The organism is Nostoc sp. NMS7 (assembly GCF_017115085.1).
Taxonomy (GTDB): domain Bacteria; phylum Cyanobacteriota; class Cyanobacteriia; order Cyanobacteriales; family Nostocaceae; genus Nostoc.
In genome coordinates this window covers 1-17,645 of the sequence record NZ_JABXKJ010000211.1, presented here as the reverse complement: position 1 = coordinate 17,645, position 17,645 = coordinate 1, and the positions used below count along the sequence as shown (strand labels likewise).

At 41.7% G+C, this 17,645-nt stretch carries 32 protein-coding genes; 20 read left to right on the top strand and 12 right to left on the bottom strand.

Annotation, left to right across the window (positions count from 1 at the left end):
* Positions 1–10 precede the first annotated feature (10 nt).
* The 4 genes from HWQ38_RS24605 to HWQ38_RS24590 are packed head-to-tail and all read right to left on the bottom strand — an operon-like array spanning position 11 to position 1,362.
* On the bottom strand, positions 11–436 hold the full coding sequence (locus HWQ38_RS24605; protein ID WP_292798818.1) for a hypothetical protein: 426 nt from the start codon (positions 434–436) through the stop codon (positions 11–13).
* The gene (locus tag HWQ38_RS24600; protein WP_292798816.1) at positions 433–813 is read right to left on the bottom strand and encodes a hypothetical protein; all 381 of its coding nucleotides are present in this window, start codon (positions 811–813) and stop codon (positions 433–435) included. Before HWQ38_RS24600 ends, HWQ38_RS24605 begins: the two co-directional genes overlap by 4 nt.
* An 11-nt stretch (positions 814–824) precedes the next feature.
* The gene (locus tag HWQ38_RS24595; protein WP_292798814.1) at positions 825–1,043 is read right to left on the bottom strand and encodes a hypothetical protein; all 219 of its coding nucleotides are present in this window, start codon (positions 1,041–1,043) and stop codon (positions 825–827) included.
* Complete coding sequence (locus HWQ38_RS24590) at positions 1,036–1,362, bottom strand: hypothetical protein (protein ID WP_292798812.1); 327 nt, start codon at positions 1,360–1,362, stop codon at positions 1,036–1,038. Before HWQ38_RS24590 ends, HWQ38_RS24595 begins: the two co-directional genes overlap by 8 nt.
* A gap of 283 nt (positions 1,363–1,645) precedes the next feature.
* Here HWQ38_RS24590 and HWQ38_RS24585 point away from each other — a divergent pair, with 283 nt between their 5' ends.
* Positions 1,646–1,843 carry a hypothetical protein gene (locus HWQ38_RS24585; RefSeq protein ID WP_292798810.1) on the top strand — a complete coding sequence of 66 codons (198 nt, stop codon included), beginning with the start codon at positions 1,646–1,648 and terminating at the stop codon, positions 1,841–1,843.
* A 40-nt stretch (positions 1,844–1,883) separates the two neighbouring features.
* On the opposite strand, the gene HWQ38_RS24580 is transcribed toward HWQ38_RS24585, so the two are convergent.
* The 7 genes from HWQ38_RS24580 to HWQ38_RS24550 all read right to left on the bottom strand — a co-directional run bounded on the left by HWQ38_RS24580 (position 1,884) and on the right by HWQ38_RS24550 (position 4,467).
* Positions 1,884–2,126 (bottom strand): hypothetical protein, encoded by a 243-nt coding sequence (locus HWQ38_RS24580; RefSeq protein ID WP_292798808.1) that lies wholly within the window; start codon positions 2,124–2,126, stop codon positions 1,884–1,886.
* The gene (locus HWQ38_RS24575; protein ID WP_292798807.1) at positions 2,123–2,479 is read right to left on the bottom strand and encodes a hypothetical protein; all 357 of its coding nucleotides are present in this window, start codon (positions 2,477–2,479) and stop codon (positions 2,123–2,125) included. The genes HWQ38_RS24580 and HWQ38_RS24575 overlap by 4 nt, the downstream gene beginning before the upstream one ends.
* Positions 2,476–2,916: a hypothetical protein gene (locus HWQ38_RS24570; protein WP_292798805.1), complete on the bottom strand. Its 441-nt coding sequence runs from the start codon at positions 2,914–2,916 to the stop codon at positions 2,476–2,478. Before HWQ38_RS24570 ends, HWQ38_RS24575 begins: the two co-directional genes overlap by 4 nt.
* Positions 2,913–3,194, bottom strand: coding sequence for a CHC2 zinc finger domain-containing protein (locus HWQ38_RS24565; protein WP_292798803.1), 282 nt, complete (start codon positions 3,192–3,194; stop codon positions 2,913–2,915). The genes HWQ38_RS24570 and HWQ38_RS24565 overlap by 4 nt, the downstream gene beginning before the upstream one ends.
* Positions 3,187–3,393: a hypothetical protein gene (locus HWQ38_RS24560; RefSeq protein ID WP_292798801.1), complete on the bottom strand. Its 207-nt coding sequence runs from the start codon at positions 3,391–3,393 to the stop codon at positions 3,187–3,189. The genes HWQ38_RS24565 and HWQ38_RS24560 overlap by 8 nt, the downstream gene beginning before the upstream one ends.
* Positions 3,390–3,857 carry a hypothetical protein gene (locus HWQ38_RS24555; RefSeq protein ID WP_292798799.1) on the bottom strand — a complete coding sequence of 156 codons (468 nt, stop codon included), beginning with the start codon at positions 3,855–3,857 and terminating at the stop codon, positions 3,390–3,392. Before HWQ38_RS24555 ends, HWQ38_RS24560 begins: the two co-directional genes overlap by 4 nt.
* Before the next feature lie 181 nt (positions 3,858–4,038).
* Positions 4,039–4,467: a phage virion morphogenesis protein gene (locus HWQ38_RS24550; RefSeq protein WP_292798797.1), complete on the bottom strand. Its 429-nt coding sequence runs from the start codon at positions 4,465–4,467 to the stop codon at positions 4,039–4,041.
* Here HWQ38_RS24550 and HWQ38_RS24545 point away from each other — a divergent pair.
* From HWQ38_RS24545 to HWQ38_RS24510, 8 genes are all read left to right on the top strand, one after another.
* A complete protein-coding gene (locus HWQ38_RS24545; protein ID WP_292798795.1) occupies positions 4,466–5,272 on the top strand; it encodes a hypothetical protein in 807 nt (268 codons plus the stop codon). The genes HWQ38_RS24550 and HWQ38_RS24545 overlap by 2 nt on opposite strands.
* 91 nt (positions 5,273–5,363) lie before the next feature.
* Positions 5,364–6,503, top strand: coding sequence for an ADP-ribosyltransferase domain-containing protein (locus HWQ38_RS24540; protein WP_292798793.1), 1,140 nt, complete (start codon positions 5,364–5,366; stop codon positions 6,501–6,503).
* A gap of 1 nt (position 6,504) precedes the next feature.
* A complete protein-coding gene (locus HWQ38_RS24535) occupies positions 6,505–6,660 on the top strand; it encodes a hypothetical protein (RefSeq protein WP_292798791.1) in 156 nt (51 codons plus the stop codon).
* Positions 6,647–7,642, top strand: coding sequence for a hypothetical protein (locus HWQ38_RS24530; RefSeq protein ID WP_292798789.1), 996 nt, complete (start codon positions 6,647–6,649; stop codon positions 7,640–7,642). The genes HWQ38_RS24535 and HWQ38_RS24530 overlap by 14 nt, the downstream gene beginning before the upstream one ends.
* Before the next feature lie 130 nt (positions 7,643–7,772).
* On the top strand, positions 7,773–9,329 hold the full coding sequence (locus tag HWQ38_RS24525) for a GNAT family N-acetyltransferase (protein WP_292798787.1): 1,557 nt from the start codon (positions 7,773–7,775) through the stop codon (positions 9,327–9,329).
* Positions 9,323–9,532: a hypothetical protein gene (locus HWQ38_RS24520; RefSeq protein ID WP_292798785.1), complete on the top strand. Its 210-nt coding sequence runs from the start codon at positions 9,323–9,325 to the stop codon at positions 9,530–9,532. The genes HWQ38_RS24525 and HWQ38_RS24520 overlap by 7 nt, the downstream gene beginning before the upstream one ends.
* 6 nt (positions 9,533–9,538) lie before the next feature.
* On the top strand, positions 9,539–10,438 hold the full coding sequence (locus HWQ38_RS24515) for a hypothetical protein (RefSeq protein WP_292798783.1): 900 nt from the start codon (positions 9,539–9,541) through the stop codon (positions 10,436–10,438).
* Positions 10,438–10,635 (top strand): hypothetical protein, encoded by a 198-nt coding sequence (locus HWQ38_RS24510; RefSeq protein WP_292798782.1) that lies wholly within the window; start codon positions 10,438–10,440, stop codon positions 10,633–10,635. The genes HWQ38_RS24515 and HWQ38_RS24510 overlap by 1 nt, the downstream gene beginning before the upstream one ends.
* A gap of 211 nt (positions 10,636–10,846) precedes the next feature.
* Here the strand turns inward: HWQ38_RS24510 and HWQ38_RS24505 are convergent, their stop codons facing one another.
* Positions 10,847–11,098, bottom strand: a complete 252-nt coding sequence (locus HWQ38_RS24505; protein ID WP_292798781.1) for a helix-turn-helix transcriptional regulator — start codon at positions 11,096–11,098, stop codon at positions 10,847–10,849.
* 92 nt (positions 11,099–11,190) lie between these two features.
* Between HWQ38_RS24505 and HWQ38_RS24500 the strand changes: the two genes are divergently transcribed.
* From HWQ38_RS24500 to HWQ38_RS24450, 11 genes are all read left to right on the top strand, one after another.
* Positions 11,191–12,660, top strand: a complete 1,470-nt coding sequence (locus tag HWQ38_RS24500) for a helix-turn-helix transcriptional regulator (protein WP_292798779.1) — start codon at positions 11,191–11,193, stop codon at positions 12,658–12,660.
* A 60-nt stretch (positions 12,661–12,720) separates the two neighbouring features.
* Positions 12,721–13,416, top strand: a complete 696-nt coding sequence (locus HWQ38_RS24495) for a capsid cement protein (RefSeq protein WP_292798777.1) — start codon at positions 12,721–12,723, stop codon at positions 13,414–13,416.
* Between the two features lie 107 nt (positions 13,417–13,523).
* On the top strand, positions 13,524–14,465 hold the full coding sequence (locus HWQ38_RS24490; RefSeq protein ID WP_292798775.1) for a hypothetical protein: 942 nt from the start codon (positions 13,524–13,526) through the stop codon (positions 14,463–14,465).
* Positions 14,466–14,514: 49 nt separating this feature from the next.
* The gene (locus tag HWQ38_RS24485) at positions 14,515–14,688 is read left to right on the top strand and encodes a hypothetical protein (RefSeq protein ID WP_292798774.1); all 174 of its coding nucleotides are present in this window, start codon (positions 14,515–14,517) and stop codon (positions 14,686–14,688) included.
* 2 nt (positions 14,689–14,690) lie between these two features.
* The gene (locus HWQ38_RS24480; protein ID WP_292798772.1) at positions 14,691–15,167 is read left to right on the top strand and encodes a DUF1320 domain-containing protein; all 477 of its coding nucleotides are present in this window, start codon (positions 14,691–14,693) and stop codon (positions 15,165–15,167) included.
* The gene (locus tag HWQ38_RS24475) at positions 15,167–15,415 is read left to right on the top strand and encodes a hypothetical protein (protein WP_292798769.1); all 249 of its coding nucleotides are present in this window, start codon (positions 15,167–15,169) and stop codon (positions 15,413–15,415) included. Before HWQ38_RS24480 ends, HWQ38_RS24475 begins: the two co-directional genes overlap by 1 nt.
* 2 nt (positions 15,416–15,417) lie before the next feature.
* Positions 15,418–15,621 carry a hypothetical protein gene (locus HWQ38_RS24470; RefSeq protein ID WP_292798767.1) on the top strand — a complete coding sequence of 68 codons (204 nt, stop codon included), beginning with the start codon at positions 15,418–15,420 and terminating at the stop codon, positions 15,619–15,621.
* The gene (locus tag HWQ38_RS24465) at positions 15,611–16,030 is read left to right on the top strand and encodes a Gp37 family protein (protein ID WP_292798766.1); all 420 of its coding nucleotides are present in this window, start codon (positions 15,611–15,613) and stop codon (positions 16,028–16,030) included. Before HWQ38_RS24470 ends, HWQ38_RS24465 begins: the two co-directional genes overlap by 11 nt.
* Before the next feature lies 1 nt (position 16,031).
* Positions 16,032–16,847, top strand: a complete 816-nt coding sequence (locus HWQ38_RS24460) for a hypothetical protein (RefSeq protein WP_292798764.1) — start codon at positions 16,032–16,034, stop codon at positions 16,845–16,847.
* Entirely contained in the window at positions 16,841–17,446 is a 606-nt protein-coding gene (locus tag HWQ38_RS24455) for a hypothetical protein (RefSeq protein ID WP_292798762.1), read from the top strand. Before HWQ38_RS24460 ends, HWQ38_RS24455 begins: the two co-directional genes overlap by 7 nt.
* Positions 17,443–17,645: hypothetical protein (locus tag HWQ38_RS24450; protein ID WP_292798760.1), on the top strand; the 203-nt coding region annotated here is incomplete at its 3' end. The genes HWQ38_RS24455 and HWQ38_RS24450, both read left to right, overlap by 4 nt.

The following is a 17,645-nucleotide window of genomic DNA, read 5'->3' as shown; positions in this document are numbered from 1 at the left end:
AGCTCTTTCCTTAAGTCTTAATTAGCAACATCTTTTGCTCGACAGCTTTCAAAAAGTCAACCACTGCATAAACATCATACTCTACAGTTTTCCCGCCAAAATTCGCATACCGAAGAGCGATCGCCCTGGGGCGTTCAACCTTAAAATTATCACAGTCTGACGGCAAAACAGTAATTATGTCGGGTATTTTCTCAAGTAAAAACTTTCTGTCACCTGCTGGTAGATTGCAGAAAAACTCAATTAACTCTCTTTTTGTATATTTTGAGTTAATAACACGAAAATACTGCTTCATTTGACGCAATTCAGAAGCACGCGATCGCCCATCAATAAAGTACTTAAAGGTGTATCGCTCTGATTCAGGGCAAGCATTTGACAAACCTGCTATAAATCGAAAGCTTTGTATAGTGAAGTCACGATAAGCCTGCGCTTTAGTCATGGTCTTTCCTCTTTCGGGTTGCCGCAGAGATCGCCTCTCTGCTGAATCCGAAAACTCATAAACTGAAGGCTATTGCTCTCAACCACTATTTCTACTTGGCTTGCGAGAAAATCAGTAAGCGATCGCCACTCTTGATTTTTGCGTTGAAGATAAGTTTGCTCTATCAATTTCAAGCTATCTGGTGTCGGAACCTCAAGAGACGGGAATTCATTGTGATTAGCCACCCAATACTTTAATCCCAAATTATACTTTTCCTCAATTAAAAACCCACTGTGTCCAGTCTCACTTAAATAAGCTGCACACATAGAATCTATGGTTGAGTGGAGTTTCATGATAAAGTTTTGTGATGCTTCAATTAACGGTTCGTTGATGTTCATAGCGATCACCCTCAGTCAATAATTTTAAATTTAGCATCCAATTTTCCGACTTGACTAGATTGAACCATTTTGGCGTTCTCACCAAAAACATATTTAAGCACCCATTCCATTGGAGGGTTCCCAGTATTGCCCTTATTTTGATATGCAGTTATTATCTGCGGGTGTTTGGATAGAGCCTCAACCACGTCTTGTCCAACGACAGAAGAACCGGAAAAATCAAAATCAACCATAAAGCGATCGCTCCCACCCTTCTATTTCTGAATAAACTTTAAGAGCTTTTCTCAAAAAGAGTTCTGACATAGCCGAACGGCTACAGAGTGAAGTCTTTAACTCGACAATATTATAAGCGTATTGATATCGACAGAGAGTACCCGCACACATCCAAGAAACTCGAATTATCCAGCATTCAAACTCTTCCTCGAAGTAAAAATGTATTTTCGGATCGGTTAACTTATCATGTTTTGTTTGGTTTATTAATTTTATCTCATCGACAAACCTAGAAAAGATTTCTCCAGCGAGACTTGAAACTAATTCAATTTCTTTATGCATAGCGATCGCCTCTACTTCTCAATATAAAATTCATCTTTCCATCCATAATCAGGTATCGGCAACGATTGATTGACCTTACACCAATAAACAGCCTCTTTCCTACTATCAAACGATTGAAGTAGCAATTTTGTATTACGGTTAAATACCTTGACCTTTGACATTAGTTTCTTCAAAATACCTTTATACAAACTTCAGCAAAATCACTAACTACATCTATGCCAGTTTAGTATATATTAGTAATAAGCAGGCAATCACTTCAACTCGCTTGTATAGGAATTTGAAAATGAAATCTCCATCTTTTTTAATAGTTGCGTTAGTCGTTGCACTGTTGGTTTTATTTGGTGCCATCAAAACTTTAATCACCCCGATCGCCAAACATTATTATGCTCAATACCAGCATCATCGAATGGTTGAAGAGCGTAGAAGCCGCTTTTATGGGGAATTGAAAATGTTAATGTCAGACACGACGGCGTTGGCGTAGCCTGCGGTAGGTATCGCGTGATCCACCCAAAATCGACATTTCAAAAGCTATAGTCGGATGCGAGAAAATCAACATTAGGGTAGCTAGGATGATTTATCAGCGCATCTCGGTAAGGGCAGTCAAAATCACATATTTCTGTGCCTCCCAAAGTGCAACCCTCGCCAGGTACAAAACCGCAATCGAACGATTTTTCATCGTCTTCATCACCATCCCAATAATCATGTAAGTCATAATCTGGATCATCGGGTTCCAGGTATTCGGGATAGCAAACAAATCCAGTCATAATTTACCCACGCATTGAGAAGCTATCGCCTTTAACAACACTTCAGCATTGTCTTCTGAGATATTCGCACATAATGCCCGGACAGTTTTCTCGGCTTGCTTGTGATCGTAACCGGGATTTTGAGACATTGCTGCGATCGCGCTTTGGGCTATGTCTGTTTTGATTATCTGTTCAACCCTTCGAGCTTCCTGGAATCTTGCCGTCAAAACATAGCCAGCCGAAAGCATAGTACCCACAACTGCAAAGGCGATCGCTGTAGCCCATGCTTCATCGACTGACAGCAGTTTTCTAATGTTTTCAATGCTGAGTACCAAGTAAAGGATGATGGCTACATCGGGAAAAGTTAATTTCATAGTGAATTTTCTTTTTTCTTAATCTCGTTCTCAATTAGCTCAATGATTGGTTTAGCCAGGAATCTTTTAGCAGTTTTATAAAAGTTCTGATAGAAAATATTCACAGATTCATTTTTTTCCTTCTCTTGCACCTTTCTTAGCTCTTTTATTCTTCTCTCAATAATGTTTAATTGTACATTTTTGACTCTTAAGCTCTTTTGTGCAGATAAAAACCAGTGTCTATCAGAATAAACACCTTCTGCGGCTGCAAGACTTTTAGCTTTGTCAATTTGGCTTTCTATGCTAGCAATTTGCACCAAAACCGACTCTCGCAACTCTAACAAATAATCAATATCGCACTGTTGGATATTGATAATGACTCCATCTCCCAAATAAACATCAAATATTTGTTTCTTTTGCTTTTCATGTCTATCTGTTAAGAAAGTATTTTCACTCATGCTAAATTGTATTTTACGGATAATTCTGTTACTATCTCTTCACTATTCTTATTAGTCATTAACCGCAAGAATTTAATCGGGTCGCCACCTTCCCGACATCCAAAACAATAAAACATACCGAACTTTGGTGCGATCGTAAAGGTGCAATTCTGTTTGCAGAAGGGGCAATCCCCGTGATAATCCTTGCCTCTGGCTGTCAAGTGTACGTAATCAGAAACAATATTGTGTATGTCTGTCATGCTGACAGTTCTAGCTTTTTCTATCAATGCTTCACTCATACGGATTAGGGTCTAACTTTACTTCTTTAATTAAATAGTCATAGGGGGATTCTTCACATATCTCCCAAATTCCATCTGATGTTTGTCTCCACTCACCTGGGTAAGATGCGATCGCTTTTTCAAGAGTAGAATATGCTTCGATGTAAAATCCTGGCTCGTTTATTTTGCAATCAGAGCTTGCATAAATATAGATTGTCATCTAAAAACCTGGGATTCAGAAAATTCAAACCCTTCATTTTTTGGAATTAAAACACGTAATTTTGCTTCTTTATCCTTTTCAGTATATATAGATGATATATATATCATACTATTTGTATCATCATCTAAGCGTCCTGACATATAGAATTCTTTATTAGGATTATAGTCTTTAATGATACTCCTGTCTAAATCAGTCAAATCTTTATTAGTTAAAAGTACATAACCAAAAGGAAGCATAGGTTTATTGTAAAGAATCATGCCTCTACCGAATTTTGCAAAAAACATTTTTGCAGCATCAAAAATGCTAATAATTTTATGAGACGACTTAAGTATATCTGGTATATCACTATGTAATCGGGTATTTCCTGAAGAATGATTCAATGGAGTATCTTTTGTTTTAGCACTTTCTTTGTTGGCTAATAAACTTAATTTTCTTCGCTTTTTGATTTTCGATAGCTTGCTCATGTCCAATGTCCTCACAATTAAAACTTGTTACAGTACTTCTAACAAGTTATATTTAATTTTGTCAGACTGTATTTACCAGATAGTCTAATGTATAAGCCAGAAATAGAATAAGTTTATATTTAACAGTTACAAAACTTAAAATCCCTCCTGTAGCACAATCCGATCGCGCCCAACCCCAAGATTAAATCTCCAAATAATCAACCGCCAAATCTATAATATTTCTCTCATCGGTTTTACTCAACCTCCCCTCTGGTAATATCTGTCTTTTGGGCATCTTCCGAGTACCACGCTGATGAAATTCCGATGGAAACGCTATGGTGATTTTGACAGATTTACCTTGAATTGTTGCAGTAGGGCTTTTCCTCATGTCCCCTTTGCGAGTCAGGATTTTCCGGGGATATCCTAAGCGTTCCTTTTGGGCGATCGTCGCTGGGGATAACGGAGCCCATTTTTGCCCGTAGGGGTCAGTTTCGGTTCTAAATCCCTGTTCAGCGCGTTTGAGCAAATAATCACCAGTAGACTTGAGAAATTCAGTAGGTATGGTGAGTTTTCCACCTAATCGGGTGAGTGATCGTAGAATGGGTTGTAAATCTGCGAATACTTGGATCATGGAAATTACCTTAAGAAATAAAACTTATATTGCTGAACACTTAACCGATACCAATTATCTTGCCCTTGGAGACTTGTTTTTGGGAGACCATGGGCAATTTTATTTAGATGGTGTAGATGATTACGAATCCTTGTCTAACGCCGTTAAGAATAAATTAACGCAGCCATTAAGAAAGAAACTATCAAATCCAGAAGAGAAAGCTGCGATCGCCCATTCATTATCTGCCATTTTCCCGTCTTTACCACGGGAGTTAGTGAGATACAACGGTATAAATGATTTTGCCATGAATTTGACATTGCATGAGTTGCTTTCAAGTGCTATCACTATTGGGAATGCGCTCAACCCTCAATCCCAAGTTCCTCTTGTAACCAAAGAAAAAAGTGAAATTACGCCTGTACAAGAAGCTGCTATAGTAAGGCTTTGGAGCAACATTGAGCAAATAAAAGATGCTGTTGATAGTACCAGTTTTGAGGATTCAAATACTGAGGATCTTGACCGCTACAGAAGTAGGATTGATTCAATTCTCGGTGAAGCAGAAAATTATGCTGATGAATGGGGATTTAAAAGCATTGCAACAGGTAGGCTTCCCTCAAGAAAAGACGTGCTATTTATTCTTAACAGTATTCAAGGGCGGGAAGACTGGAAAAGACTGGAGTTGCTAAAAACAGCTAATATAGCACGGCTTCAAGAAAAGCTGGTACAGCCAAGTCCAGAAGAATTGGCAAGGGCTGCAAATATAGCGCGGCTTGAGGAAGAGTTGAAGTTTGCTAAATCTGGTAGAGGGTTTGGGGATGCCAATAGCTGAACTATTTCTCAACTTGCATAATCACCGTGCCACTGCGGAATTCTCAGAAACTGATATCGGCGAATTAGACGCGATCGCCCTTTTATTCCCCTTGAACTTTGACGAAACTGGCGACCAAATCAAACAGATCCTAGAGAAACGCTACACTGACGGCATCTCCGGTTTGGAAGGGGTGAAGGTTGTTCGCGGAGCGTCTCGTAGAGAGGGGAGTAAGATTATCGGGGTATTTTCTGATATTGTTTCGCCAGTATTAACGAAAAAGTTTAACTTCAGTATTGATTCTGATACAGGGGATGTAGATTATACCCAAATTGATACCGGGAATCTAGAGCAGAACTTTTCAGAATATGAATTTGCTGCACCCGGTAGTAAATCCAAGCAGTGCAAAGAAGGGAAGAGTTCGGCTTGCACCCGTGCTGACAGCTCAACTTATTGCATCAAGGTCGGCTACAAGTGTAAATCAGTGGGGTTGAGTGGTGAGGAGAAGGCGGTGGTGAAGGCGATTGTAGAGAAAACAACAAAACAACCACCTCAAAAACCGCTTTCTGAAAAACCGCCAAAAGCATCTAAGTCTAAAAAAGAACCTGTTTTGAGTCTGCAATCTCAACCGGATGCCTATGGCGGTAAACAACGTCAATCCTCTACAACGGAAATAGAAAGGAAGGAATATAGGGGGGAGGTACAAAAATCTACTCTAGATAGGGCAAAGAAAAATTTGAAAAAAATACCAAATAGTCCGCCTCCATACCCTGAAGAATTGGCAGGGGTAGAAAGTTATAGTAGTGCTTTTTATGGGCAGATGAATGATTCTCTTAGAAATGGATCAGATGCTCTAAAACCAAATATCAGAAAGATAGTTGAATCTCACATAAAGATGACTAACGCTGCCCTTGAAAATATGCCGAAATATGAAGGGTCTGTCTACCGAGGGGCTATGTTGCCCAATGAGGTGTTAAGTCAGTATAAAGTGGGGAATACTGTAAAGGAAAAAGCCTTTGTTAGCACTACAACTAATAAAGAAGTAGCTAGCGATTTCGCCTCTACTGATAGTACAGTTGAGGGATATACTCCTGTGCTTTACGAAATTAAGTCTAAAAAAGGTGTTTCTATTAAAGATTTTTCTATCATTCCAAAAGAAGATGAGGTTTTATTTAAATCTGGCTCAAGCTTTAAGGTTTCAAAGATAGAAAAAAAGAATGGGCAGGTCAAAATATATATGGACGAAGCTTAATATGTCTGACGATTTCAGCAATCTGCAAGAGAAAATGAATTTTCCTTTGGGACTTCCAGGCGTTGGGAAAATTGAAAAAAAACCGCCGAAGGTGACAAAAAATAAGCCAGATCCAGACGCAAAGCCAATACCAAGCTCAGAAGATGCTGACAAATAATGTTGACTTTAAAAGGGCGATCGCCCAGCAATTCGACCCCGATACCGACTACTCAGAGTTTGATGAGGCTGAGGTGGACGGTGCATTTGAGGCGACAGTTTATCAGTTATTGATGGAAAGGGGGATTAACGCCCAACCCCTAACCCCTCGCACCGACGAGATAGCAGAGGCTGTCAGGGATTCCCTAAAAAATGAATTTAATCCCTACCGCCCAACATCTAGCACCCAATCCCTAGAATTTGGCTCAATCATCCACCGTGTCATTAAGTGGAACGGAAAAGACATCGGCTTGGAATATGAGCCAGGACAGGTAAGGTTCCCTGGTCGTCGGAATTCTCGCAAGCTGCGATCGGGTTACGGCCACTTGAGGAACCATCTTGGTTGTGATGGGGAAGCCCTTGACTGCTACCTTGCCCCGGCATTTTTTGACGATACTACAATACCGAGCGATCGCCTATTCAAAGTTTCTCAAATATCCCCAGAAGACGGGAGCTTTGATGAAGACAAAATGCTTTTGGGCTATCAATCCTTGGATGATGCTAAGGCTGCTTACTTGCGCGAGATGCCGCTAGATTATTTTGGTGGAATTAGGGAAATAGGAATCAATGATTTAGATCAATATGCTAAACCGCAAGACCCCAAAACCGGAGTGGCTCATTTTAGCGAACAGTTATCAGATATCAAAGAAACACTGACTCAGTTTTTTGATTTAATACCGCCTAGTCCCAATTTCTCAGAGGATGCAATAACCAAAGCGGTAGAGTCCGCCTTTGCCCCCCACGTTTCAAGACTCGATTTACTAATCAGCAAACTTGAGTTTGGAGAGCCAATACAGATTGAGGGTGAGATATTGGAGGATTCAGAATATGAGGCGATCGCATCTGTTGACTCTGATGATGTGCAAACAGCAGTCAAAGACTGGGGTCAAGAATTGCCCGATGAATTTAAAAACTTAATAGGAGAAGAAGATGCCAATAGCTGAGTTATTCTTAAATCTGCATAATCACCGCAGTACTGCGGAATTCTCAGAATCTACTATTTCAGAGTTAGAAGCAATATCGCAACTCTTCCCTCTCAATTTTGATGAGCAGGGCAACCAAATTAAGCAGATATTGGAGAAACGTTACACCGATGGCATCTCTGGGTTTAAAAATGTCAAAGTTCAGGGGAGTAAGATTGAAGGTATATTTTACGACATTGTTTCCCCGTCGTTGACAAAATCGTTCAATTTCACCATTGATTCTGATACGGGGGATGTAGATTATACCCAAATTGATACCCCCGTTAATCCTGCAAGTTTTTCAGAATATGAATTTGCTGCACCCGGTAGTAAATCCAAGCAGTGTAAAGAAGGTAAATCTTCAGCCTGTACCCGTCCTGATAGCTCTGTGTATTGCATCAAGATTGGGTATAAGTGTAAATCTCTGGGGTTGAGTGCAGAAGAGAAGGCGGTGGTGAAGGCGATAGCGGAGCGGGGCGGAACGCACATTGTCGAGAAAGGAAAGGACAAGAAAACACCGGATACCAAAGTTCAAATCCCATCTCAAGTGGGAGATATTTTAAGCAGAAAAACAGTTGATGCTCTCGAATTGCCAAATACGGCTACTTCTAGAGTTGAAGGCTTGGCAAGGTTTACCGGGGATAAAAAAGAAGCAGACAATATTATTCAAGATAACGTTTTATTAAAACATTTAGATACTGCTGGTTCCGTTAGGGATGTAAGTCCCTTGGGTAAAAAATTTGCAGAAACCGCAGATGAAGAAGCTTTGAAGATTTACAAAATAGCTTCTGAAGACAAGAAGAACGAACTGTCTGATCCCAGAAGTCCGAATGCTTTCCAAAAAGATATCCTTGAGAAATACGCCAATAATAGCAAAAGCAAGGCAGCAAAGGCGATCGCTCAAGATTTGCTAAAGAGACGTGATAAATTTGAAAAGGAAATGGAGGCAAAAGATAGACAGAAGAACAGCAAATCATCAGATTCAGGTACTTCATCAGGTATCGACGATCTCTTAACAACAGGTGGAAATCAAAATTCTGTAAAAACCCCTAGTAACTCCTTGTCATCCAGTAATTCAGAGGTAGTTAATGATCCCGGCAAACTAAAAGAATTAGCTAAAAAATGGAATTCAGGTATATCCGATCTAAAAGCAGCGTATTCAGACATTCAATCTGATAAACCTGTTTCTAATAAAAATCCATATAACGGATTATCTAAACAGCAGATTGAAGACTCATTCGGCGTTGCTGAATTTCTCCATGATTATGCCAAGGGGACTAAAAATAGTTTCCAGGCTGCAACAAGCGATGAAACAAATGCCAGAAATAAGAACTTGGCGGGTGTGGTAGATTCATCCGGTAATTTACAGGCTCTATATAAATACAAAATAAGCAAAGATCATGTATTTGTAACAGATTTAGCTACTTCTCCTGATAATTTGCTAAAAAGCGATAAATCCGTAAAAGGTGCTGGACGGATGGCAATACTTGATGCTGTAAAAAAAAGCAAACAATCTGGATTTGATGGACGCGTAGAATTAATTGCTGTGGAGGGGGCTATACCTTTTTACAAAAAGATGGGTTTTGAGGTAAAGTCAGGAGATAAATATATGGTGCTTATGCCAGAAAATGCTAAAAATTTATTTAAAAATTTGGGAGAAAAATGGTAAGCCAAGAAACTACACAGCGATTTATAGAAGAACTAGATTCCTTGGAAGACAATGCTGGAATAAGTCTTGCTCGTGAGTCCACCTCCCGTCTTGGCTTGCAGCCAGATGGGAGAGTGGCGAACCCGGAGGGTGATGAAGGATCAGACAATAAACAATCGGATACAAAATCGGTTGCAAATTCAACTAAATCAAAAGCGAAATAGGCGAAAATGCTTGATTTCGCCACCGCCACCCAAAATCCCGCTTACCGATGGGAACCCAATTCGCGCCGTTACCGCGTTAGCGAAGCGGGGCGGAACGCACTTCGCACCTCCGGTAAATTCTTATCAAAAAGTGCGACATCTCTACTCACCCAACTTAGAATCGCCCAAGTTACCCAAGATTTGCACTCATTAGGTAATCTACTCTTAGATGGGAAAATCACCCTGAGAGCGTGGCAAGAGCAGTTTGCCGAATCCCTGAAGATACTCCACACCCAGCAATATCTCTTGGGTATAGGGGGACAGTCTCAGATGGAGAAAACAGATTACTTGGTATTGGCGCGGGAACTCAAGAATCAGTACAAATATCTGAGAAACTTTGCCGTTGATTTAACCAAGGGGGTGATGTCACCTGCTCAATTCCAAATCCGGGCGGCGATGTATGCTAAAGCAGCCAAAGTATCGTATTTTAGGGGAGAAAAACAAGCGGCGGTGCGATCGGGATTGGATGGTGCTTATAGAGTATTGGGTGAGAGCGATTATCATTGTATTCAATGCCCTCAGTATGCGGCTATGGGTATAGTGCCAATTGATGAGGTTGTTTATCCCACACAGAGATGTGATTGCAGGATTGCATGTCTTTGCAGATTGGTGTTCACTAAATTATCAGACGCAATTAAGCCTAAAGTTGTTGAACAACCCCCAACGAGTGATGATGCAGCCGACGAAATGGTAAACGCTTTAACCTACCGCCAAGTTAAAGAGTTGGTTGATGACTATAAACTTGATGCTAAGGGGAATGCAGATGAATTAAAGCAGAGATTTATAGGGTTTTTAGGCAGTCAAAATACTAAACAATTGGGCAATATTAAAAATTATATTCAAAAAGTGAAAGAACGGATTAAATAATGCTATTAACTAACCTATTTCAAAATTTAAGAGAACACGCGATCGCCTCTAATAGCCTCAACTTTGCAGAGGAGCTAGTACCCTTTGAATTAGTGCGATCGCTTCGATATTTAGAATTTGATGAAGCAGGACAGCAGTTAAAATCTCTGTTGGAGAAAGGCTATCAGGATGGCATTGATGCAAAGAAAAAGGTGTGATTCCGTACAAGAAGCCTAGTACCGCAAGGCGAAAGTTAAAAAGCTTGTATTGCCAGTTTTTCCCTGATTATCTATTTACGCCGTGCTGTACTAACTGCATTACAAAACGATATATAAACCGCAAACCCTAAAGAAAACTGAGGGGTTTTTGCATGACGATTACAACCTAGACAATCTTCATGCATAACCCTTCTGCGAACTGCTACGGCAGTCAATCCAGAGGGGTTTGTTGTTGGTATTCTGGGAATAATTCAAACTCACTCATTTCTAATACAGAAGCGATCGCCTTCCTCGCAGCAGGCCAAGGTCTGCTGTGTCCTGACTCAAACCTACTAATAAAATTACTATTAATATGATGCCCAGACTGGATTAGCAGAATAGCTAACTCGGTTTGGGTTAGTTTTTTTTGAAGTCTCACCTGCTTTAACGTAACGCATGGCAGATACTCTGTAATTTTAGGCACTGCAACTATAGGAAGGATAGAAGGATATCCTTTTCAAGATAACCGCTATTAGGCTATTTTAAGCAAAACTGGCAACTGATAACTAAGTAACATTGGCAACCTCTAACTTGTATGAAGTAGAAATATTTTTGGCGGGAACTCGACCAGCATCAAATGGAGTTTCCACCACAATTACACCTGAGTATCTACAAGAGGTTGTCGATTCGTATAACCCTGAAGCTTTCCGCGCCCCATTAATAGTTAGTGGGAATTTGGGACATGACATAGGGAATTACACGGACAAAACAGTATCCAAATCTAAAGAATTATGTCACGGCATCCCAAGTTCGCTGAGACGAGTAGGCGATCGCCTGTACGCGGGGTTTGAAAAAATATCGCGTGACTTTGCCCAGTGGGTGCGTGATAAACAAATTCACTCATTTAGTTCAAGTTTCTATCTTCCCAATAGCCCCAATAATCCGTATCCAGGCAAGTGGAGTTTGCGCCATATCGCAGGGTTGGGGACAACTCCCCCAGCTTGTAAGGGTTTAGCTCCTCCCCCAGAGCCGCCCTCAGACTGGTGTGAGGCAGGGGAATTTGAGTCTTATGCAATCAATTTTCAAGATAACGAAGAAGGAGTAATCAGCTTTGGTATGTATGTAAGCTCCCCCCAATCCCCTTGGGTAATCACCGCTGACCTTTTTCAGCTTCTACGAGAAAATATGATCGATTCTGAGGATCTAGAGACGGCAAATAGAGTCTTGCCGGCTGATCAGATTGCCGCATTGCGGGATGCTGCAACAAGGGATGCGATGAAAGACCAGCAAATTCTCCAATTGCAGATGCAGGTAGCCCAGTTGCAACAAGATGCTGATGACGATGATGACGATGACGACGACGATCCATCTGTGGGGTACGAGGAAAATGAAATGACTGATTACAAAGCAATACTGAAAAAATCGGGCATGACTCTTGCCGAGGTGGCAAAAGAATCTGGACTAACGCCCCAAGAAGTATCTGATATTTGCCAATCAGGAAAAGTGCCTAACGCCAAGCAGAAAAAAGCTTTGGATAAAGTTTTCGCAAGTGATTCTGATTCGGATGAGGATGATTCCACTGATATGAGTGAAGAGTTAGAGCAAAAAGCAGCTGACCTTGCAGCGCGTGAGGAGGCACTGACAAACCGCGAACGTGCCCTAGAACACCAAGAAGTTTCCAGTTTTGTTGAGGGATTAGTCAAGGAAGGAAAATTAGTTTCGGGTCGCCGGGAAGATACTATAACTCTTTTGCTTAACACCCCTAATACGACAGAAATTGAGTTTTCAGAATCATTGGGTAAGAAAACCCCACGTCAGGCGCTAATGACAGATTACGCTAGTCGCAAAGCTTGGAACTTCTCTGAAGACATTGTAGTAAGAGAAACTGCGCCAAGCCCTGCTAGTTTCAGCGCACCCGCCGGATACAGCGTCGATGGGGACAGTAATAAGATTTACATCAAGGCGATCGCCTACTGCGAATCCCATAAACTCGACCGCAATAACCAAACTGATTGGAATCAAGCATTGGAAGCAAGTATGCGATGAACGGAGTAGTAAGTTTTTACTCATAACTCATAACTCATAACTCATACAGCACTTCCTTTTATGGCCTTAACCGCATTTCAAGTAGCTTCTAAATCCATTGACGACCACTCCCTCAAGGCACTGACCCCGATATCAGTGGGACTGGCTGTTGATTATGCAGGCAACCAAATTTCATCTCTTGGGGTTCCTGTCCTGGGGATTGCCACCAGCGATATCAGTATTATTGGTGAATATTTTGCAGTTGCGGTGCTGGGTACGACTGTCGCCCGAACCGGGGGAGCGATCGCACTGGGAGATCCACTGAAGATTGATGCTTTTGGACAAGTAATTAAGGCTAAGTCCGGTGAGTCAGCCTTTGCTCGTGCCAAACAAGCTGCATCGGCGGCAGGACAATTCATCGAGGTTTTCATTACCAGAGAACCCCACCAAAATGATGTAATTACAGCGTCTGGGGCAGTTGGAGCTAATTTAGCAGTAGATTACACAGGCGCTCAAGTTAGCACAGTAGGGGTTGCTATTTATGGAATTGCCCGATATGCGGCCACTTCTGGAACCCCAGTGGCGATCGCCACAAGTGGAACAACTATTGCTCAAATCGGCGGCACGGTGGCTATTGGTGATCCTTTAACTCCTAACGCGAATGGCCAATTAATCACCGCAACTACCGCAGGACAATTTATTTTCGCCCGTGCTAAAGCTGCGGGGACTACTGGCAATACTATTGAAATTTTTATTACTAGAGAAGGGAAATTCTAACCGAAGGAATAAGTAATGAGTAAGAAGTAATGAGTAAAACTTCTTACTCATTATTCCTTCATCACTACTCATTACTCATTACTCATCACTCATTACTCATTAAATAAGTGGCAATTTTAAATCTAGATCAAGCACGGGTCATCGACCCCATTCTTACTAAGCAAGTTCAGCTTGGCCCATCCCAAGGCGATTATGTTGGTAATTTAGCGTTTCCTACTGTTCCAGTCTCGGTGCGATCAGGGCGGATTATTCGTTTTGGCGATGACGCTTTCGCGCTAATTGATACTCGCCGCGCCCCAGGCGCTCGTACCAAGCGGCGTGCCCTGACATATAGCTCTGATAAATACACCCTTTATCAAGACAAGATTGAGGGTGAATTACCAATTGAATTTTTGGAGGAAGTGCAAGCAAATCAAGTACCAATTGATTTGCAGCTGATGACGGTCGATTTAGCCAAGCAAACAATTGACTTACGGCTTGAATACGATCAGCTAACATTGCTGAGTGATCCAAATGCTTATTCAACTTTATTCAAAGTAGTCTTAAGTGGCACTTCCCAATGGTCAAGCGCAGCTTCATCCCCCAAGACTGCAATTAATGTTGGCAAGCAGGCGATTAGAAAAGCTATAGGGAAATACCCAAATACAGCTATTTTTAGCTCTGGTATTTTTGATGCGTTAGATGTGCATCCTGACATTAGGGATCAGTTCAAATACACCAATGACAATTCTCTAACTACCGATATGCTTAAGCGATATTGGAATCTAGAGAACCTTGGCATTGCAACAGCTTTGGTTATCGATCCTACTTCAGGAATAAAAGTTGACATCCTAGCGAATCAGTTTTGGCTGGGTTATGTAAACCCTAGCCCCACGCCAAATATAATCACCCCTAGTTTTGGCTATACATACTCTCTCAAGGGTTTTCCGATCGCCCTTCCTGCTTACTGGGGTGAGAACGAAGAAACTTGGTATTTCCCAGTCAAAGCAGAACGCGATCCAGTCATTACCTTCCCCGGTGCAGGATTCTTGTTTCAAAATGTTATTTAGGAAGCTGAAAGAAAAATAATAGTTCACTCATTACTCATTACTCAACTTTATGGCATTACCCACAGCTACTTACGAGGCGATAGAGAGGATTAATCATAATAATCAACCTTATGAAATTGGAGATACTTTAGAACTTGATGAAAGGCAAGCTAAGGAACTTCTAGAATTAGGCGCGGTTAAAAGGGCAACCATAATTCTCACTCCCATAAAAACCAAGGAGTAATCATGCAATATGCCACTCCTCTTGACTTTGAAAATGAGGTGGAGACTCAAGAGACAATCCAGTTAACAAATCTTGATAACCCCTCAGCTACTACGGTTAACAGCGATCGCCTCTCCCAGATACTTGATACTGCAAGCGGCGAAATCAATTCCTATTTAGCGACTCGTTACAATATTCCCGTTGTTCCGATTCCCGATATTCTCAAAATCTACTGCATTGATATTGCTTGGTACCGGCTAGCCAAAAATAATGCTCCTGAGCAATATGCCACCCGCTACACCAATGCGATCGCTCGTCTCAAGGATATTGAGAAAGGTGTGATGCTGTTGGTGACAAATGAAGGAGTAGCGATCGCACAAAGGACGGCAACAAATGCTTTAGTTGATGACCGAGGCTTTACCTTAAATGATTGGTCAGCTTCTTATATTCCGAGTGAAGAAAGACCGAGTTTTACAGAACAAAGATTAAGGTTGTACTGATGTCACAAGTCCCTATCCCTATAGAAGAATATTTTCGTTATCACCCTCCAATCCCAGGTAGCGATCGCGTCCGTAAATATGATCGCATCAATGCTCTTGCACTGGAATTTGCTAAGGCAATTGATACTGAAATTGAAGATGAGGTAACTAAGCAATACGCTATTTTTGCAGTTCAACAAGCGCGTATGTTTGCTAATCAAGGTGCCACTGTTGATGAAATTAGACAAAATATAGAAAAGGGGAATTAGCTGTGTCTCCCTCACTAGAAGATTTTTTTCGCAATCATAAAGATAAAACAGTAGATTTTGCACTACGGGTCAATCATTCCGAAGATGGTTCCATCAGCTTTTATATCCATCCTCAAAATGTAGATGGTGAAACATGGGACTTTAAGGTTATAGGAAATAGTCTTTTTCTAATCCCTCCTGTGCCTCAGCGTTCAGATGCTAATTGAAATCAAACAAGCGATCGCCTCTCAACTTCAACCCCTATCTGACAGAGCGCGGATAGTCGTAGATGACAGCGACGGAAAAGCTGGAAGCGCTGCTCAAATTACCAGTGACTACACTCTAAGAATTGGCTACACCTCCGGTACTTTCACCCCACCCGATACGATTCAATCAGTTGGACTGCAATCAGTAAATCGCTCTTTTCAGGTAGCAATTGAAATTAAGGATTTTCGGAATGAAGATAAAGCGATCGCTCTGGTTGAAGATATCGAAAATCTATTAATGGGCTTTCACCCATGTGTCAGTGGCGTAATTGGAGAAACTTATTTAGAGAGCGATCGCTTTGCAAAAAACGATAGTGGTATTTATTTTTACGTTGTTAGTTTAACTGTTCCCTGCGTTTTGGTTAAATAATATGTCAGTTGATAGCAAGTATGGACTGAGAACTGTTTCGAGGATTTCACTTTCAAGACAGGCAATTATTTCTAATAGTCCTGTGTTGATTCCCTTCCCGGTTATTGTCGCACCCACGACTTTAACAATTGCCCAAAATGAAGATTTAAAGGAATTGGAAGACGTTTCTTGTAAGGGTGAAAGTGTTGTGGCTTTTACCTATATTCAAGGATTCAAACCAGAAATATCATTAGAATTTTCCGTTGGTGCGCCAGAACTTGATACCTTTACTCACGGGCGGTTGCTAGCATCGGCTGACGACGTTGATGGGTTCGTTTATTTTGAAGCTGTGATGAATACGACCGCGATCGCTGCTCGTGTAACTGGAACTGCGGGTTTTGAGGTAACGGTTCAAGATGCGAACACACACCCTGAGATTTATTATATTGACCCCACAACAAAGCTTGCAAAGCAAGTGGCGATCGTTGCATCTGCCCCCACTGGAGATCAAATTACAGTTGGGGCAAGCTTGGGAATTACCCTCAGTGATACCTTAGCGGCAACAGGGTCTACAATTCGGGGCTGGGTGCCCTGTACGTTTGCGAAAGCTACAATAATCACCGCCCAACTCTTGGATGTGGTGGCAGTTAAAGCGGCGGGGATTGATTTTAACGGGAACTTCGCGGGATTCCAAGCGCGGAACTGTTCAAGGCTTCCCGCAGGGCAGTTGGGGACAGATCCAAAAAGAGAAGTTAAGTTGCGGGTTCTCCCTGATCCTAACGACGGTACTGGCTTGGGATATCAGTTCTATTACACCAACCAGCAAGTAGCGTGTTAGGCTTTCGGCGATTGGATACTCATGACGACTTTTTCTTAGTTGCTGCACCCAGCCTAGAATTAGCGCCGATTGCCCGTGCCTACCATTTGGAACTCCTCAACCGAGTGCGACTTCTCCCTCATCATCACCTTGTAGAAGCCGATGCCGTATTGTATGAAAATTACGCTCCCTACTACCAGAAGATAGGCGATCGCCTGCAACCAAACTTCGACCCCAGTGTACTGTCTTCCGCATCTCGCCATAGTTTTTTCATAGCTGCTGAGAGTAGAGGTGACTTTTGGATCTCAGGCTTGGAATTACTTATGGGATATGACTATGAGAAGTCGGAAGTCGGAAGTGGAAGAAAGGAAGTAAGGGTTACTTCAAACGATTTTGAGATTGACGTACTCGCAGAATTATTACTGCTTCCCAACTCTACCCAAATTGAGTATCTAACTAAAACTCGATCGCCGAAACAATTAGCAGCATTAACCAAACAGGTGGGCGATCGTTTGCGGGGGAATGTTGCAATAGAGGAGTTGCAACGGGAGCAAGATTTGAAAATGTTTGAAGAACAGCAAGGGTTTGAGCAATTAAAGAAAGCGGGATTTAATTTGTGAGCAATCCAAGATTGATAGGCGGACTTACGGCAGAAGGAAACCTGGTAGCGATCGCCGTTAACGATGAAGGTAAACTAGAAATCGATGTTGCTGTCTCTGGCGGTAGTGATACAACGGCCGCCAATCAAGCCTTACAAATCGGCGTAGAGGAACAAATACGCGATGGCGTTGCCAACCTTGCGGAACGCTTACCTCCTAC

Excerpts from the sequence above, each read along its gene's own strand:
- HWQ38_RS24605 (WP_292798818.1), bottom strand. The coding sequence starts at position 436 with ATGACTAAAGCGCAGGCTTATCGTGACTTCACTATACAAAGCTTTCGA.
- HWQ38_RS24600 (WP_292798816.1), bottom strand. The coding sequence starts at position 813 with ATGAACATCAACGAACCGTTAATTGAAGCATCACAAAACTTTATCATG.
- HWQ38_RS24595 (WP_292798814.1), bottom strand. The coding sequence starts at position 1,043 with ATGGTTGATTTTGATTTTTCCGGTTCTTCTGTCGTTGGACAAGACGTG.
- HWQ38_RS24590 (WP_292798812.1), bottom strand. The coding sequence starts at position 1,362 with ATGCATAAAGAAATTGAATTAGTTTCAAGTCTCGCTGGAGAAATCTTT.
- HWQ38_RS24585 (WP_292798810.1), top strand. The coding sequence starts at position 1,646 with ATGAAATCTCCATCTTTTTTAATAGTTGCGTTAGTCGTTGCACTGTTG.
- HWQ38_RS24580 (WP_292798808.1), bottom strand. The coding sequence starts at position 2,126 with ATGACTGGATTTGTTTGCTATCCCGAATACCTGGAACCCGATGATCCA.
- HWQ38_RS24575 (WP_292798807.1), bottom strand. The coding sequence starts at position 2,479 with ATGAAATTAACTTTTCCCGATGTAGCCATCATCCTTTACTTGGTACTC.
- HWQ38_RS24570 (WP_292798805.1), bottom strand. The coding sequence starts at position 2,916 with ATGAGTGAAAATACTTTCTTAACAGATAGACATGAAAAGCAAAAGAAA.
- HWQ38_RS24565 (WP_292798803.1), bottom strand. The coding sequence starts at position 3,194 with ATGAGTGAAGCATTGATAGAAAAAGCTAGAACTGTCAGCATGACAGAC.
- HWQ38_RS24560 (WP_292798801.1), bottom strand. The coding sequence starts at position 3,393 with ATGACAATCTATATTTATGCAAGCTCTGATTGCAAAATAAACGAGCCA.
- HWQ38_RS24555 (WP_292798799.1), bottom strand. The coding sequence starts at position 3,857 with ATGAGCAAGCTATCGAAAATCAAAAAGCGAAGAAAATTAAGTTTATTA.
- HWQ38_RS24545 (WP_292798795.1), top strand. The coding sequence starts at position 4,466 with ATGGAAATTACCTTAAGAAATAAAACTTATATTGCTGAACACTTAACC.
- HWQ38_RS24550 (WP_292798797.1), bottom strand. The coding sequence starts at position 4,467 with ATGATCCAAGTATTCGCAGATTTACAACCCATTCTACGATCACTCACC.
- HWQ38_RS24535 (WP_292798791.1), top strand. The coding sequence starts at position 6,505 with ATGTCTGACGATTTCAGCAATCTGCAAGAGAAAATGAATTTTCCTTTG.
- HWQ38_RS24530 (WP_292798789.1), top strand. The coding sequence starts at position 6,647 with ATGCTGACAAATAATGTTGACTTTAAAAGGGCGATCGCCCAGCAATTC.
- HWQ38_RS24520 (WP_292798785.1), top strand. The coding sequence starts at position 9,323 with ATGGTAAGCCAAGAAACTACACAGCGATTTATAGAAGAACTAGATTCC.
- HWQ38_RS24515 (WP_292798783.1), top strand. The coding sequence starts at position 9,539 with ATGCTTGATTTCGCCACCGCCACCCAAAATCCCGCTTACCGATGGGAA.
- HWQ38_RS24510 (WP_292798782.1), top strand. The coding sequence starts at position 10,438 with ATGCTATTAACTAACCTATTTCAAAATTTAAGAGAACACGCGATCGCC.
- HWQ38_RS24495 (WP_292798777.1), top strand. The coding sequence starts at position 12,721 with ATGGCCTTAACCGCATTTCAAGTAGCTTCTAAATCCATTGACGACCAC.
- HWQ38_RS24485 (WP_292798774.1), top strand. The coding sequence starts at position 14,515 with ATGGCATTACCCACAGCTACTTACGAGGCGATAGAGAGGATTAATCAT.
- HWQ38_RS24480 (WP_292798772.1), top strand. The coding sequence starts at position 14,691 with ATGCAATATGCCACTCCTCTTGACTTTGAAAATGAGGTGGAGACTCAA.
- HWQ38_RS24475 (WP_292798769.1), top strand. The coding sequence starts at position 15,167 with ATGTCACAAGTCCCTATCCCTATAGAAGAATATTTTCGTTATCACCCT.
- HWQ38_RS24465 (WP_292798766.1), top strand. The coding sequence starts at position 15,611 with ATGCTAATTGAAATCAAACAAGCGATCGCCTCTCAACTTCAACCCCTA.
- HWQ38_RS24460 (WP_292798764.1), top strand. The coding sequence starts at position 16,032 with ATGTCAGTTGATAGCAAGTATGGACTGAGAACTGTTTCGAGGATTTCA.